Raw genomic sequence first — 15,225 nt, forward strand, 5'->3', positions numbered from 1 at the left:
CCACGCTCAGGCGGCAGCAACGGCCCGATCAATTCCCATTCAGCATCCGACAAATCCCCGCGGCCCATGACTACTCCTCAAAAAGCAGCCTTGAATCACAACTCGGTGTGGTTGGGAATCCCTTTTGTCAACACGACCTAGAGTTTGGTAAGAAGGCTTGGAGGCACATTTAACATAAGTGTAACAAATCATCATTTGCCACGTCATTATAATTGAACCCAATCAAACCGTTCCCCCAACCGTGCCCGATGTCTAGGAATGCCGGCGGTTTGAGCCATCACCATGCATGCAATCACATAGGGAAATTTTGGAGAATTTCAGATGAACGATGCCGAAAATGATAATGCAGACAAAGAGATTATCACGATGTACGCCCCAATATTCCGGCAGAAGCTTGCCAGACTGGAAGCGCATGGCCAGCAAGACACTGCCGAAGCGGATGAATTGCGCACAGTATTATCACGGATTGATCGTGCACAATCCTGCGCTGAGCGTGAACCGACGATAGTCCGTCATGAAACTAACCATCACCAAGAACATCAAGCCGTCTGAATTCGACCGCACAGAGTAACCCAAACATTACATGAGTTAGCCGGCAGTTTAACTACCGAGCGCGGACTCCAGCAGAGCCGCTTGACCGCAAAGGAACGAAACAGTGTCAATGAACAATGAAATGGAATTAAAAGGGGTATTCAACGTTGAACAGCTGGAGCAGTTAAAAAGTCTATGTGCCATTCGGGAGCTTGCAGTTGACAAGGCAGTCTCTCGCATTTTGACAACGACATATTTTGATACGCCCGATCATGCTCTGCACAAGCACGGCTATTCATTGCGTGTTCGCAAAATCGGCAAGACTTATACCCAGTGCCTGAAACGGCAAAGCGAACCTTTGGGTGCCATTATAGGGAGAACAGAATGGGAGGCTGAATTGCCGGATCAAATCCCACAAATTGATCTTCTTGAAAATAAGAAAATCCGGGCCAAGATAAATCGATTGGCCGAGGACAATCTCCAAGCTATTTTCCAATCCGTTGTTAGGCGGCAGTCCCGTAAACTCAAATTTCAAGATGGTGCGACAGTGTCGCTCGACATCGATGTCGGCGAAGTCACCGCAGGTGATGAAGTCAAGCCAATTTGTGAATTCGAGCTCGAACTTTTAAGCGGTTCAGCCGCTCGCATATTTGAACTTGCGGCAACTATTAATCAGACAGTCCCGTTCCGGACCAGCACTGTGAGCAAAGCAGCACGTGGCTATTCATTGTTATCCAAGCAAGAGCCACGCGCTCAAAAATGGCAGCAGTCTAAGCTGTTGAAAAGCTTCTCTGCAGAACAGGCCTTTGTCGACAATGTTCAGCAGGCAATCAGCTATCTCCAAGCCAACGAAGATTCGGTTCTACAGGACGATGCTGAGGGCATCCATCAAATGCGCGTTGCCTTGCGGCGTTTGCGTGCAGGCTTGGAGATTTTTCAGTCCTATATTGCGCCAAAAAAATATGATTGGATCATGACCGAAGCAAAATGGCTTAGGGATGAGCTAGCGGCAGCGCGCAGCTGGGATGTTTTCATCGATGAATTTGTAGCACCGGTCGCCAAAATTTCCAGACCGGCCATCGGATTTGAACTGCTTTTGTCGGCTGCCGAGAATGAAAGAGTTCTTCATCGCAAACAAGCCCGCAGCGCAGTCAATTCCGCGCGCTATACGGAGTTTATTCTAGGGCTTAGTACATGGATTTATAGTGACAGCTGGCGGGATAACGCGCCCTCTTCAAAAGCAATGGACCTGTCAAGGCCAGTGAGAAAATTTTGTGCAAGGCAACTCAAGAGACAGAATAAAATTGTGCGCGAAAACTGTAAAAAGCTTGAGAAAATGTCTGAGGAAGAAAGGCATAAGCTGAGATTAGAAGTTAAAAAACTTCGTTATACCATCGATTTTTGTGCTAATATTTATCCAGATAAGCAAGTTTTGAAATTTCAGAAAACGCTTAGTCCCATTCAAAGTCGGATGGGTTATTTGAATGATGTCCTTGTTGCGGAAATGCTTGTCGAGAAATTGCTGGGCGTGAAGCCCGATCCTGCCACTCCAGCATGGCATTATTCCGCTGGTATTGTCATCGGATGGCACCGACGCGAAGCCAAATTGACCGCAAAGAAACTTTTCAAGGATGTAAACCGGTTGCTGAGAACCAGAGTTTTCTGGGATAGAAAATGATTCCGATGCAGAATCGGAACGAGAGTACAGGCCGGTTCAGACGCTACCAAAAAGAAGACTGGCGATGACTGGCGTGATGGTCCTTGTCATCCTGGGCGTCTTTATTGCTCTGTTGTTTGACTATTCGAACGGAATGCAAGACGCCGCCAACATGTTGGCTACGGCAATTGCCTCGCATGCAATGACCCCAATACAGGCAATTACTCTGGTGTCCTCGTTCACTTTTCTTGGTCCAATCATTGGAGGAACTGCGGTGGCCAATACGATAGGCAGCTTTGTTGATGTTTCCGATCTGGGGAATATTATTTCACTGACTGTCATACTATCAGGTCTGGGCGGTGCGATTATCTGGAATTTTCTAACCTGGTGGTTTGGACTTCCCGTCTCCTCTTCCCAAGCTCTTGTTGGAGGTCTCGTAGGGGTGGTAATTGTCGCTGCGGGTCCAGGCCATGTCGTCTGGGGTTTTGAGCTAACTGGCGGCTTTCATCTCAAGGGTGTCGCCAAGATATTGGGGGCTTTGTTTCTTTCACCCATTCTGGGGTTTTTCCTGGGCGGCCTATTACACCACCTCATGGTCTTCTCCTTGCGGGCCGCCAAGCCATCGGCCAATAAATATCTTCGCGCTTCTCAATGGCTGACAACGGCGGCTCTGGCCTTTTCTCATGGAACAAATGATGCCCAAAAAGGCATGGGTGTAATTGCCATGATCCTGGTCCTGGGCGGCGTCAGCGGGCAGTTTTATGTTCCGTTTTGGGTTATTTTGGCGAGCGCAACAGCAATTACAATCGGCACGCTGACAGGCGGTTGGCGCATTGTGCGTACGCTGGGTTTCGGGATCTACAAAGTTCGGCCAATCCATGCGTTGGATGCACAATTGACGTCGGCTGGCGTGATTTTGGCGGCATCTGCTCTCGGAGCGCCAGTTTCCACCACTCAGGTGGTGAGCACTGCAATTATGGGCGTTGGCACATCAGAGCGGCCAAAGTCGGTTCACTGGGGCACTGCAAAGCATATCTTCGGGACATGGCTGATCACGATACCTGGCGCTGCGAGCGTTTCCATTACCATTTACGGATTGATCCAATTGGCTGGAAAGATTTTTTGATGGAAAACCATATATGGCATGCTCCCAAATCCGGAAAAGTAGCATTTTGCGCAATTGGCCTAATGGGCTTCTGGGAAAGCTGGCGTCTAAGACAGCACATATGTGTTTCTAAACGCGGCTTTTGGGAAATTAGTCAAAGATGATTAACGATGCCCCTCAAATTTCGCATCTGATGCTCTTTGGGCAAAGCCTGGTCCTCGGCTTTTTGGTAGGGCTGGAGAGAGAGCGTCATGAAAATTCCATCGCAGGGCTGCGGACTTTTACACTAATCGCGCTTGCTGGTTCGCTCGGCGGCTATATCTGGGCGCAAACTGATTCTCAAATCGGTGCCTGGGCGCTTTTGATACTTGTCGCCGCCTGTCTGATGATCGCCCAAATGAAATCCCGGGCTGAAGAGCCAGATACCACGACGGTAATCGCTGCGCTAATTACCTTTATACTGGGTTATATTTTATGGATTGGCCATCCGTTGTTGCCCGCCGCGATTGCTGTGACAATGACTGCGTTGCTCTATTTCCGTAAAGAATTGCGAGAGGTACCGCAAAGGTTGACCAAACAGGAAATAATATCGTTTTTCCAATTCGCAGCGATCGCGGTTATCTTATTGCCAATATTACCGAACAACAATTACGGCCCTTACGAGGTATTTAACCCCTATCAAATCGGTTGGCTAGTGGTCCTCATTAGCGGGCTTAGCTTATTGGGTTATCTCGCACTTAAAATATTTGGGCATAAGTCGGGCATCGCAATTGCCGGGATTTTGGGAGGCATGGCTTCAACGACGGCAACGACCCTTGTCTATGCTAAATATAGCAAGGAACAGGCCGGGTTCTCCAACATTGCAGCAACCATTATATTATTGTCCTACCTGGTTCAGCTCGTTCGCATTGGAATTATCGTGGGCTTACTGGAGTTTATGCTGATGCCTCTCATGCTGCCATGGCTGATAGGGGGCGCAGTGGCTGGCAGTCTGTTCGTTTTGTGGTCGTATCGCAGGATTGAAGACTCAAGGGAGCCGCTACCGGCAGTATCAACCCGAAATCCAGCGGAAATCGTGAGCGCGGGGATCTTTGCACTTAGCTTTGCCGGGATATTATTTCTTGTCGCCTGGATGAATGATGTCTTTGCAGAAGCCGGTGTTTTCCTAGTGTCCTTCCTATCAGGATTGACCGATATTGACGCCATAACAGTTTCAAACCTGAAACTCGTGTCGGATAATATTCTTGATCCCAATATTGCCGTTTACGCAATCATATTGGCCTTCTTCGCCAACCTTATTTTCAAACTTGGGATAGTTTTTGTGTTTGCCGACAAGAAGCTACGACGCCCCATTTTAACCGGTTATCTGGCTTTGGTATTTGGTATCTCGGCAGGAGTTCTGATCAATGTTTATATCTGAACCGAATAAGGCGTGCCGTTGGCCATATCGAGTAGAGCTGGCCGAATGCCAGCTATATACGCGAGTAGGGCACGGCTTTCCGCCAACGACGAAAAAGCCACGAGACGGGGCAACTTGGCTCAGTCAAGCCAGCAACGATTGGACAGGCTATGCAATCTGAAACTGAAAGCACACAAACAAAACGGATTTCGCGTTTCTCGAAAATTATAAACTCCGTGTTTCCGCGAACGCCGGACTTCTATTCAATGCTTAATGATCAATGTGATGTCGTTGTGCAGGCAATGGAAATGCTGGTCGCCTATATGCAAACAGGCGAGCAGAAACGAGCCGATGATGTGCGGAGACTGGAGCACGAAGGGGATATTTTGAAAATACGAAACATAGATACCCTTAACCGCTCTTTTTCAACGCCGTTTGATCGCGAGGACATTTATCGGGCGATCACCTCGATCGATGAGGGTTTAAATTATGCCAAGACGACCGTGCGGGAAACGGAGATTCTTGGGATCGAACCCGATGCCCAAATGCTCGAAATGGCGAAGCTTCTTCAATCCAGTGCGCAAAAGCTTCAAAGTGGTTTCGCCACTTTGGAAAAGGACCCTAGCTTGGCCGAACAAAGCGCTGCGGCCGTTCAAAAAGTGGAAAGACAGGTTGAAAAACTATATCGCAACGCGCTTTCTCAGTTGTTCGATGCAAAATACTATTCCGCCAAACCCCGGGCAGAACAATCCAGCAATCAAGATGAGTTTTTGCATCAATTGGATCCTTTGGAGGAGGCCGATTGCAGGGCAGTGGCTAGCGGTTTGGCCTATGTAATGGAAGTTTTGAAGCGGCGGGAAATCTATCGCCATTTGTCAAACGCATCCGACCATTTCGCCCATGCCGGCGATATTCTGCACAACATAATCGTAAAAACAGCGTGACATTTCTGCTCAAATTGAGATGATTTTTGGAAAGGTGACAAGATGAGTAAAAAGGAAAAAAAGACCAAAGGGTTCGGCAAAGAAAACTATAAGGCCTCTTTGCAACGCCTGCAGTTGGAACTGGTAAAATTGCAACGACACCTGATAAAGAATGATTTGCAGATCCTTATTATTTTTGAAGGACGAGATGCAGCAGGCAAGGACGGCGTTATCAAGCGGATAACCGAGCATTTGAGCCCGCGGGAAACGCGCGTTGTGGCCTTGGGCAAGCCTTCGGACAGAGAACTCCGTTCTTGGTATTTCGAGAGATACGTGGCCCATCTTCCAACAAGTCAGGAAATGGTATTGATGAATCGAAGTTGGTACAACCGGGCCGGCGTCGAACGCGTCATGGGCTATTGCAGCGAAACGGAATATGAGAATTTTATGAGATCAGTAGTTCCTTTTGAGCAGATGCTGATCGGGTCCGGGATGCAAATCTACAAATATTATCTCGATATCTCAAAAGACGAACAGGAACGGCGCTTGCGTGATCGTCGGGTAGACCCTTTAAAGCAGTGGAAAATTAGCCCGATAGATGAAGTAGCCATTGAACATTGGGACGATTATAGCGAAGCGCGCGATGCGATGTTCCGCCGGACCCATACTGAAATATCACCATGGTATGTGGTCAAAGCGGACGATAAAAAAACGGCGCGATTGAATATTATTGGTCACCTGATGTCGCTCGTTGATTGTCCGGATAAGGATAAGCACGCTGAGCAACCTGATGCTGAAATAGTCTTTCCGTTTGATGAGATATATCTGCAAAAAAAAATCATTGCGTCGTGATGGCACTCAATGGTCCAGATGGGCTAAATTTCTGCCAAAACACGTTGCGGATTTTTCCTTGGACGCGAGTTCCATCGTGAGCATATCCATTGTTTTTCAGATCATAATAGTGATGCTTCTTTGGGCAATATGCTTTCCCTTCATAACCTGGGGCATAGAATTTGCGCCGCATCTTACATTCGCTGCTTTTCGCGCGGTCCTGTCAGGCCTAGTTTTGATTGTACTTGCGTTTGCATTGCGGCAGCCATTGCCCCAAAATTGGAATGACTGGAAAATCATCGCCATAGTGGGGATTGGAGCGACCAGTTTTGGCTTTTTGGGCATGTTTCACGCAGCGGAATTTGTCTCTCCGGGTATTGCGACGGTAATCTCAAATGCACAGCCTTTACTAGCTGCAATTCTCGCAGTCTTTATTTTGAAGGAGCGGCTGACGCGTCTAGGCGTTTTGGGCATGTTATTGGGTTTCGGCGGGATCATATTCATAGCGTCGCCAGGATATCTTTCCAGTGAGAATGATAGCTATGCGATTGGCGTAGCCTATATTATTCTGGCTGCCCTGGGCATTACGATTAGCAACGTCTGGATTAAAAAACTAGCTGGGTCTGTTGATGCATTGATGGCGATGGGTCTGCAGCTTCTTATCGGCAGTATTCCCCTTGCCATTGCAGCCTTGTTTTTTGAAGATCCAACAGCTGTAAAATGGTCATCCCAATTCGTATTGATACTTGGAATTCTTAGCGTTTTGGGTACTTCTTTGGTCTACTGGATGTGGTTTTCCATCCTCGAAAAAACTTCGTTGAACCGGGCTAATAGTTTTAGTTTTTTCATCCCGATTTTTGGCTTGGCACTGGGAGTTATATTTTTCGGAGAACGTATCGCTTTTCTCCAATGGATAGGGATTGCCCTAACTATAGTAGGGGTTTCCATGATTTTCATGCTGGGATCATCCCAGAAACGATCGATAACATGACAGATACAACTGGCCACTCATCCAAGGTGCTGGGTTGGAGCGCTGCTTTTCAAAACAATTTTTTCTGTCTGGAACCCGGTTATTGGCGACTGCTAGTATGAAAAATACCAAAACAATGAAGGGGTGCGTTCAATCTCTCACATTTTCGCGGCGCGCTACTCTACTGGGCGGTGCCTCATTAGGTATCGGCGTCGTTCTCATAGCCCGCATGGGCTATATCTCCGTTGTCGAAAATAGCCGTTACAAATTGCTGTCAGAGAGCAACCGTGTAAATTTTACGCTCATACCGCCGCGAAGAGGTTGGCTTTTAGATCGCAACGAAAAGCCTATCGCAAACAATAAAGCCGATTTTCGTGTCGACTTAAATCCGAGTCGCGTGAAGGACAAAGAAACGACGGTCGCTACGCTTAGCAAATTGTTGAGGCTGGATACGGAAGAGGTTAGGCGAATAAACACTGAATTGGTAAAGACAAATAATTTTCAGCCAATCCATATTGCCTCAGGTCTTAATTTGGACAGCTTCGCTGCAGTGACTGTCCGCTTGCCAGACTTACCCGGAGTTTCAGCTAGTCGCGGTTTTTCAAGAAATTATCCACCTGGAACGGCCGTCGGGCATCTTGTCGGCTATGTTGGCACGCCATCGGCTGAAGAATATGAACAAGATCCTTCACCTATTCTGGTCACGCCGGGGTACAAAATTGGCAAGGATGGGCTAGAAAAGAAATTTGAGGCAGCGCTGCAGGGAAAACCAGGAGCTAAGCGGGTAGAAGTTACGGCGAGAGGAAAGATTGTACGCGAACTGGAAGCGCGCCCTGATATCCCAGGCAAGTCCATTCAGCTGACGTTAGATATTGATGTCCAGCGTTATGCTGCACGAAGATTGGGCGAGGAATCCGGTTCGGTTGTTGTTCTGAATAGCCAAACGGGGGAGATTTTGACGATTACGTCCATGCCGTCGTTCGATCCCAATAGCTTCTCGGACGGTATTAGTCAGAATGAATGGCAGATGTTGTCCGGCGATGATCATGTGCCTCTTCGGGACAAGTCCCTGCGCGGTCTTTATCCGCCTGGATCAACAATCAAGCCAATGGTCGCATTGGCGCTCCTAAAGGAAGGGGTGAGAGCAGATGAAACGATTTTCTGTACTGGTCGTTTGAAAGTTGGCAATAGCTTCTTCCATTGCTGGAAACGAGGCGGGCATGGGACAGTCAACATGGCCAAAGCTATATATCAAAGCTGTGATGTCTATTTCTACCAAATGGCTCTTAGAGTGGGAATCGAGCCCATTGCGGCGATGGCAAAAACACTGGGGCTGGGTCTAACATATGATCTGCCCGTTTCATCGCAAAGCTATGGCACGGTACCTGATGCACAATGGAAGGAGCGTAAATATAATCGAAAATGGCAAGCCTATGATACGGTCAATACGACGATCGGTCAGGGGTATATGCTTGCTAATCCGCTGCAACTGGCGATCATGGCCGCCAGAATTGCTTCTGGGCGCAATATCGTTCCTTCATTGCTACCCAACAAGAACAAGCGGCTACCTCAAAGTCTTGACCTTTCGCCAGAACATCTTGCTTTTGTTCGCAGCACCATGGGAGATGTGGTCAGCGAAATAGGCACAGCGCGCCGCGCCGCGCTGCCTATCCCGGATGTGAAGATGGGCGGTAAAACGGGGACCGCACAAGTAAGGCGTATAACGATGGCAGAGCGGGCAGGGGGAGTTCGGTCCAACGCTAGCCTGCCTTGGAAATTCCGCGATCACGGACTTTTTGTTGCTTTCGCACCAGTTGAAAATCCCCGATATGCAATTTCCGTAGTAGTGGAACACGGCGGCGGCTCGGGATCCGCCTATCCGATTGCGCGCGATGTCATGACGTTCTTATACAAGCAAGAAATAGCAATGGATGCCCTGCGAAAACTCGAAGCCGACTGGGGCGGAGATATTGAAGAGCGGATGGCTAAAAGGCTGGCAGAATACAAAGCATCCAAAACCGTCACAGCAACGGACTGACAAGTCGCGCAATATTTTGGGCTAACTTGACTGGCACGGCGCGTTGATTCCAGACTTCCTGGCTTAGTCGCTCGCTCGAAGCGATATTTTTGCTTTGTTCCGCGGCCAGCATCCTTGCTAGTTTTTCATCGTAGATTATCAAACTGGCTTCGGCGTTTAACTGAAATGACCTGATGTCAATATTGGTAGAGCCAACAACACATATTAGATCGTCTACCATGATGTGTTTGGCGTGAAGCAAGCCGTCACCATATAGATAGATGGTTATGCCCGCGCGCAGCATCTGATCATAATATGAGCGCTGAGCAAGGCCTACCAAGATGTTGTCCGAAACCCTAGAGAGTATAAGATTGACTTCAACTCCTCGCAAAACTGCAGTTTCAAGTGCTTCTACCAAGGCAACGTCCGGTATGAAATAAGGGGTAGTGATAACGATGCGCTGCCGGGCGCTGTATATTAGGGCTACAACCAATCGACCTGCGCCGGTAACAGGAAAATCCGGCCCGCTAGGCAGCAGCTGAGCCATTATCGATCCTTTGCCATGACGATGCGGAAAATATGTCGCGTCGTCCAAAACCTGCCCGGTTTCAAGATACCAATCTGCTGCAAACACAGCTTGCATTTCAAGCACTACGGGGCCTGCGACATGCACAACGAGCTCGCGGTTGAACAAGCCGGGTGCATATTCTGCATCAATGATATTTTGTGAACCAATATAACCAATAGACGCATCAATAATCGCAATTTTTCTGTGATTACGCAGATCGGCGCGGGCAGAACGTCGACGCAAAAAAGTCACCGGCAACGCCCGTGCTACTTGGACGCCTTCACTTGTCAGACGATTACGAATGGTGCGTGCCCATCGACGTGAACCCAAAGCATCGACAAGAACCCTGCATTCGACACCCCGTTCGGTGGCTCTTATCAGCGCATCAATCACTTTTGATCCGGTGCGGTCGTTGGCAAAAATATAACTGAGAAGATGAACGTGATGATTAGCCCCATTGATATCTGAAACGAGTTGATCAACGGTGCGATCATAATCTGAAAGAAGATCAATCCTATTACCGCCCAATATCGGAAACTGGCCCAAATTCTGGACCAATTTAGCAGCGGGAGCATATGTTTCGGGTAAAATTGGATGAGAGCAAAACTTAGAATGGCTGATTTCATCGGTTGCGTTTGCCAACAATTGACGAGCTTTTTCAAATCGCTTTCGCCGCCACCGTGGGTAGGTAGGCCGGCCAATTAGTAAATAAACAATCAGTGCCGGAATTGGGATAAAAAAGGTGACAAACAGCCAACCGCGTGCCGCTCCGGGGGACCGTCTTAGCGGGACGACTATCAGCATGATTACACGGATCGTCCACTCAACCAAGACGTAACCAACTGCCAAAGAATCAATAATATCCTGGCTCATTTGGCGGGTTCAATTTTCATTGCCATATGTCTTATCCGCCTGAGTATGTTCGCGTGGCAATATCCTGCATATTTTTAGCTCATAAAGTTCTAGCTTGCCTATTCAGGCAACATCGCTTGATGGCCGGGTCCACTTCAAATCGCCAATAGCTCGTTCAGTTCTTCATCGCCAAGCTGATCTCCTTGATGCACCATTGTGGATTTCTCAACAATGGGTGATGGTCGCCATTTTCTAGAATCCGCAATTTCCAGTGCGGACGGTTGGACGACAATTTCCTAACTCCCGAAAGTGGAGCGGTTGTGTCTGCGCTCCCATGCAGGCAATAGACGCCGCATTCAGGATCCAATCTGTCAGCATCAGCGAACAGATCATGGCCATATACGCCGTCCCATAAAGAAGAAGTGTACGATCGCCATGTGTGGCGGGTCAGGTCCTCAACGACTTCAGGCGGCATATCACGCAGCACATAGGGGAGAAACCAGCGCAGGACCCAACGTGTCACCATACATGCAAGTGCTGCAAAGGCTATGTTGGTCGTAACATATCGCTCCGCTAGATGGCTTTCGCTAAAATATTTTATGGCACCTTCTTTATCGCCGAAATAGGGAATACTGACCAGGATCAGACGTTTTACCAAATGAGGAAACCGGGCGCAAAAGGCGATTGCGACTATTGCCCCGAATGAATGCCCAACGATAGTGATTGCTTTTTGGCCGTGTACAATCTGATAAAGTTCATCGACATGGCGATCCACCGTATATTTGGTCCATGGTTTTGGGGATTTTCCATAGCCGAGCAGATCAACCAACAAGAGCCGGTGATCAATCGCCAATGGGGCTATGCGCGATCTCCAGTAACGCGTTGAGCCCGCGATGCCATGCAAGAAAACCATGGTTGCGCCTTCATCACCAAGGCTTTCGCTATAGAGCATAGTATCCAAAGCCTGCCATGCTGAGCCGAGGATATTGCCTGCCGGGAATCCAATTTCGTGAAATAATAACGCTGCATATCACTTTCATAAGATGTGCCTTCCAACATCTCCAAGATAGATTTAGCAACCAGAAGATCAGGCAAATTATTGATGGGACATAATCCGCGATTCAAATCAATTTCTAACTGACATTTTGGTCTCGAAGTTCCCTAATGAGACAAGAGAAGCGGAATTGCACTATTCTGCAGCATATGCCGGGTAACACCGCCGAAGATCATTTCGCGTGTTCGCGAATGGCCATAGGCGCCCATTACTATACAGGAGGCTCCAATGTCGCGAGCTGCCGATTCTAGAGTTTCTTCTATCGACGTTTTTTCAGTAATTTCTCTCACTTCGGCGTGAATTTCATGCCGGGACAAAAACACACCTGCGTCTTCTGCCGGAAACTCCGAGGATGCCTCATCAACTGTAACTAGATGAACTTTTGAGGCTCTGGAAATCAGCGGCAAACCATTTCGGAGCGCATTGGCAGCCTCTGCAGACCCGTTCCAGGCAATCAACATTGGTCCAGTGGTATCGAAGACTGGTGCATTATTTGGAATAGTTAGGACTGGAATGGGGATATGAATGGATAGATCGGCCGCCACGTGGCTCAGCTTTCCATCATCGCCTGGTCCGCTGCCGACGATGACGATATCAGCCAGTCTTGCTGCCAATATCAATTCGCTTACTAGATCGCCTGTGCGCACATACCAATCCCAGGAAGCTCCTTCTTTAGAGAGCCTTGCTTCAATTTCTGTTCGACGGTCCTTGGCTGCTCCTTCGGCATCACGCAGCATTAATCCGTAGGTCATACCGGATGCTTCACCTGCCCAAAGTACGTACGGAAGCGGCAATATTTGCGCGCAGCTCAGATGAGCTTTTTGATCGCGCGCTAGGGCCAAGGCTGATTGCAGGCGGCCTTCCATACCTGAATCTCCGATAATGGGTAGAAGGATGGTTTTCATAGCGGTCCTTTCAGCAAGTCGCGACTGCGCGGTTTGACGAGCATAATGACGGTTGAGCAGTTGAAACGTTACAGTTTGCCGTTGGGTCGGCCGATCCCGAGAAGCTTCTCAAAAGTTGAGACGCAAGCATTGGTGCAGAAATTATATCCCAAGCTTTACCGCAACGTGCGCCAGGACATTAAGATCGAACTGTTCACCGCCAGTGTAACGAAATGAGCAAACCTGCGTCTGTATTGGATACCGCCGGAAATTAACTCTTGGCAGCGCTCGCCTGTCGGGCTGGTAATTTCTTGGGGTCTGCAGACCGGACAGGGCTATTTTTAGGCGCTAACTCGGCAGCCTTCTAGACAGACTAATATACTGATTATTGGAACGGAGAATAAAATGGGTACGTTTGGATGGGGAGTGGCCGTGATTATGGTCATTGTAGTCTCTTGGATATTCTACAAATATCTTGCTCCAAAAGGTTGGCGCGAATGGGCAGGGGCAGGTTTGGTGCAAGCATTTATTATCGCGCTATATGCCGAAATGTATGGCTTTCCGCTGACGGTCTACCTCGCCATCCGCTTTTTTGGCTTGGACAGAGATTATGTAAGTTACAGTTTCTGGTCAACAATGCTCAACTTCAGCGAAACTGGAATGTTTGCGGCGATGATCTTGGGCTATATCGTTGCATTTTTTGGAATAGGGCTTTTCATCAAAGGCTGGCGAGAAGTTTATCTTGCCCGTCAGGAAAGCCGGCTGGTTACGACCGGCCTATACAAGTTTGTCAGACACCCCCAATATACTGGCCTTTTCATCGCCTTGTTCGGCGAAGGGGTCATTCATTGGCCTACCATATTCTCGATCAGCCTTCTCCCGGTTATAATGATTGCTTACTATTTCCTCGCACGTAAGGAAGAGCGCGATATGCTGCGCAAGTTTGGCGATGACTACCTTGTCTATCAAGCTAAAGTACCCATGTTCTTTCCGCGTTGGGGACAGTGGAAAGAAATGAAGAAAAGTTCTCAAGGCTCATGACATAAAATCCAGCATTTGATGGTGGAGGGAATTGGCATTGGGCGGAATTTGTTGCTAATAAATATGCGCCGTATATCCGGATTATGACGTGATACTGAATATTGTAATCATCGCAGCGATAATCTTAGCTAGCGTGGTACAGTTTTCTCGAAGTTTTTTGCAATCATCGTTGTGGCGGGCAACGGTTACTCCACTGGCTTCAATCATCGGTAGCGGGTTTCTCGTTCTCGCCCCCATCTTGGTCTATGCTTACGGGAGCAAAGCCCCTCTTGTGATGGGCGCGTTGGTCCTTGGAGCCTATCTTTTTGGGAGCGCTATCCGCTTCAATATAGCCGTCCGAAACGCCCCGGTTTCCTTTCATGATTTTATCTCAGAGAAGCTGGAAATAGGCGCTTCCTGGGCGCTCGCTTTCGCCTTCATGATATCTGTTACCTATTATCTCAATCTCTTTGGTGCATTCGGGCTTAGTCTAACGCCTTTCGACAGTGCTGCGAATGCCAAGCTCCTTTCCTCCGTCAGTTTTGTGATCATTTTGGCAGTTGGTTATACGCGCGGGTTTTCTGTGCTTGAGAAAATGGAATATGCTGCCGTCACATTTAAACTTGCTATCATCGCAGGTTTGTTATTGGGCCTCAGCTATTATTGCTACGCCAAAGCAGTCAATTCAACGCTGGTCCTTCATCCACCACAATTGACCGGCTGGGCGGCCATAACGCTCGCCTTTGGTTTGATCATAACCGTCCAGGGGTTTGAGACCTCCAGATATTTGGACGATGAATATGACGCCGCTTTTCGGATCAGATCGATGCGGCTTGCGCAACTGGTCGCCGCAGCCATTTACACCATCTATATCACGTTGTTTGCCTTTTCGTTTGAACATGAAGAATTCCAGTTAACCGAAACGGCAATCATTGATGTCATGGGAATTGTCGCTCCAATATTGCCCTGGATATTGGTAGCCGGGGCGCTGGCTGCACAATTCAGCGCTGCGATAGCCGATACAAGCGGATCTGGCGGTCTGATCGCAGAATTGACAAAAGGCAGGATTAGCCCGCGCAATGGCTATGTGATACTCGTAATCTTAGGTTTGATATTAACCTGGAGCGCAGACGTTTTTCAGATTATAAGCTATGCCTCTCGCGCCTTAGCCCTTTATTACACCCTGCAGGCAGCAATCGCTGCGCGAATGGCATTTCTCCTTCCAGGGCAGAGTTGGCGCGGCTGTCTCTTCTCGCTTCTTGTGGTTTTTGGTATTCTGATTGTTGGGCTTGGCGATGCAGTTGAAGTCTGACGCGCGCAGTTGCAAATAAAAGCTGAATGTAAGCTAATCGACGCCTTTTACTCAACGGTGATATGGCAAGGGATTATTGATAGGGTTAAGCCCGTTTCTTCG

13 protein-coding genes are annotated in these 15,225 nt (G+C 48.4%); 10 read left to right on the forward strand and 3 right to left on the reverse strand.

Going from position 1 to position 15,225, the window contains the following annotated elements; translation table 11 throughout:
- Nucleotides 1-321 precede the first annotated feature (321 nt).
- The 8 genes from VIN76_RS15260 (at nucleotide 322) to mrdA (ending at nucleotide 9,454) form a co-directional block, all read left to right on the forward strand.
- On the forward strand, nucleotides 322-552 hold the full coding sequence (locus tag VIN76_RS15260; RefSeq protein WP_332042727.1) for a hypothetical protein: 231 nt from the start codon (nucleotides 322-324) through the stop codon (nucleotides 550-552).
- 109 nt (nucleotides 553-661) lie between these two features.
- Nucleotides 662-2,209: a CYTH and CHAD domain-containing protein gene (locus VIN76_RS15265; RefSeq protein WP_332042728.1), complete on the forward strand. Its 1,548-nt coding sequence runs from the start codon at nucleotides 662-664 to the stop codon at nucleotides 2,207-2,209.
- A 64-nt stretch (nucleotides 2,210-2,273) separates the two neighbouring features.
- On the forward strand, nucleotides 2,274-3,314 hold the full coding sequence (locus tag VIN76_RS15270) for an inorganic phosphate transporter (RefSeq protein WP_332042729.1): 1,041 nt from the start codon (nucleotides 2,274-2,276) through the stop codon (nucleotides 3,312-3,314).
- 139 nt (nucleotides 3,315-3,453) lie between these two features.
- The gene (locus tag VIN76_RS15275; protein ID WP_332042730.1) at nucleotides 3,454-4,713 is read left to right on the forward strand and encodes an MgtC/SapB family protein; all 1,260 of its coding nucleotides are present in this window, start codon (nucleotides 3,454-3,456) and stop codon (nucleotides 4,711-4,713) included.
- Nucleotides 4,714-4,862: 149 nt separating this feature from the next.
- On the forward strand, nucleotides 4,863-5,636 hold the full coding sequence (locus VIN76_RS15280; protein WP_332042731.1) for a DUF47 domain-containing protein: 774 nt from the start codon (nucleotides 4,863-4,865) through the stop codon (nucleotides 5,634-5,636).
- 42 nt (nucleotides 5,637-5,678) lie between these two features.
- Nucleotides 5,679-6,467 (forward strand): polyphosphate kinase 2, encoded by a 789-nt coding sequence (ppk2, locus tag VIN76_RS15285; RefSeq protein ID WP_332042732.1) that lies wholly within the window; start codon nucleotides 5,679-5,681, stop codon nucleotides 6,465-6,467.
- A gap of 76 nt (nucleotides 6,468-6,543) precedes the next feature.
- Entirely contained in the window at nucleotides 6,544-7,437 is an 894-nt protein-coding gene (locus VIN76_RS15290; protein WP_332042733.1) for a DMT family transporter, read from the forward strand.
- A 97-nt stretch (nucleotides 7,438-7,534) separates the two neighbouring features.
- Nucleotides 7,535-9,454 carry a penicillin-binding protein 2 gene (mrdA, locus tag VIN76_RS15295; protein WP_332042734.1) on the forward strand — a complete coding sequence of 640 codons (1,920 nt, stop codon included), beginning with the start codon at nucleotides 7,535-7,537 and terminating at the stop codon, nucleotides 9,452-9,454.
- Here mrdA and cls read toward each other — a convergent pair.
- From cls to VIN76_RS15310, 3 genes are all read right to left on the reverse strand, one after another.
- Complete coding sequence (gene cls / locus VIN76_RS15300) at nucleotides 9,438-10,874, reverse strand: cardiolipin synthase (protein WP_332042735.1); 1,437 nt, start codon at nucleotides 10,872-10,874, stop codon at nucleotides 9,438-9,440. The genes mrdA and cls overlap by 17 nt on opposite strands.
- A gap of 154 nt (nucleotides 10,875-11,028) precedes the next feature.
- On the reverse strand, nucleotides 11,029-11,805 hold the full coding sequence (locus VIN76_RS15305; RefSeq protein ID WP_332042736.1) for an alpha/beta fold hydrolase: 777 nt from the start codon (nucleotides 11,803-11,805) through the stop codon (nucleotides 11,029-11,031).
- A 209-nt stretch (nucleotides 11,806-12,014) separates the two neighbouring features.
- Nucleotides 12,015-12,812, reverse strand: a complete 798-nt coding sequence (locus VIN76_RS15310) for a universal stress protein (protein ID WP_332042737.1) — start codon at nucleotides 12,810-12,812, stop codon at nucleotides 12,015-12,017.
- Nucleotides 12,813-13,196: 384 nt separating this feature from the next.
- On the opposite strand from VIN76_RS15310, the gene VIN76_RS15315 reads away from it, so the two are divergent.
- Complete coding sequence (locus tag VIN76_RS15315; protein WP_332042738.1) at nucleotides 13,197-13,832, forward strand: isoprenylcysteine carboxylmethyltransferase family protein; 636 nt, start codon at nucleotides 13,197-13,199, stop codon at nucleotides 13,830-13,832.
- A gap of 88 nt (nucleotides 13,833-13,920) precedes the next feature.
- Entirely contained in the window at nucleotides 13,921-15,123 is a 1,203-nt protein-coding gene (locus tag VIN76_RS15320; protein WP_332042739.1) for a hypothetical protein, read from the forward strand.
- Nucleotides 15,124-15,225 lie beyond the last annotated feature (102 nt).

Origin of the sequence: Parasphingorhabdus sp., assembly GCF_036568145.1 — a bacterium.
In the GTDB taxonomy this organism is placed as follows: Bacteria; Pseudomonadota; Alphaproteobacteria; order Sphingomonadales; family Sphingomonadaceae; genus Parasphingorhabdus.

Excerpts from the sequence above, each read along its gene's own strand:
- VIN76_RS15260 (WP_332042727.1), top strand. The coding sequence starts at position 322 with ATGAACGATGCCGAAAATGATAATGCAGACAAAGAGATTATCACGATG.
- VIN76_RS15265 (WP_332042728.1), top strand. The coding sequence starts at position 662 with ATGAACAATGAAATGGAATTAAAAGGGGTATTCAACGTTGAACAGCTG.
- VIN76_RS15270 (WP_332042729.1), top strand. The coding sequence starts at position 2,274 with ATGACTGGCGTGATGGTCCTTGTCATCCTGGGCGTCTTTATTGCTCTG.
- VIN76_RS15275 (WP_332042730.1), top strand. The coding sequence starts at position 3,454 with ATGATTAACGATGCCCCTCAAATTTCGCATCTGATGCTCTTTGGGCAA.
- VIN76_RS15280 (WP_332042731.1), top strand. The coding sequence starts at position 4,863 with ATGCAATCTGAAACTGAAAGCACACAAACAAAACGGATTTCGCGTTTC.
- ppk2 (WP_332042732.1), top strand. The coding sequence starts at position 5,679 with ATGAGTAAAAAGGAAAAAAAGACCAAAGGGTTCGGCAAAGAAAACTAT.
- mrdA (WP_332042734.1), top strand. The coding sequence starts at position 7,535 with ATGAAAAATACCAAAACAATGAAGGGGTGCGTTCAATCTCTCACATTT.
- cls (WP_332042735.1), bottom strand. The coding sequence starts at position 10,874 with ATGAGCCAGGATATTATTGATTCTTTGGCAGTTGGTTACGTCTTGGTT.
- VIN76_RS15305 (WP_332042736.1), bottom strand. The coding sequence starts at position 11,805 with ATGCTCTATAGCGAAAGCCTTGGTGATGAAGGCGCAACCATGGTTTTC.
- VIN76_RS15310 (WP_332042737.1), bottom strand. The coding sequence starts at position 12,812 with ATGAAAACCATCCTTCTACCCATTATCGGAGATTCAGGTATGGAAGGC.
- VIN76_RS15315 (WP_332042738.1), top strand. The coding sequence starts at position 13,197 with ATGGGTACGTTTGGATGGGGAGTGGCCGTGATTATGGTCATTGTAGTC.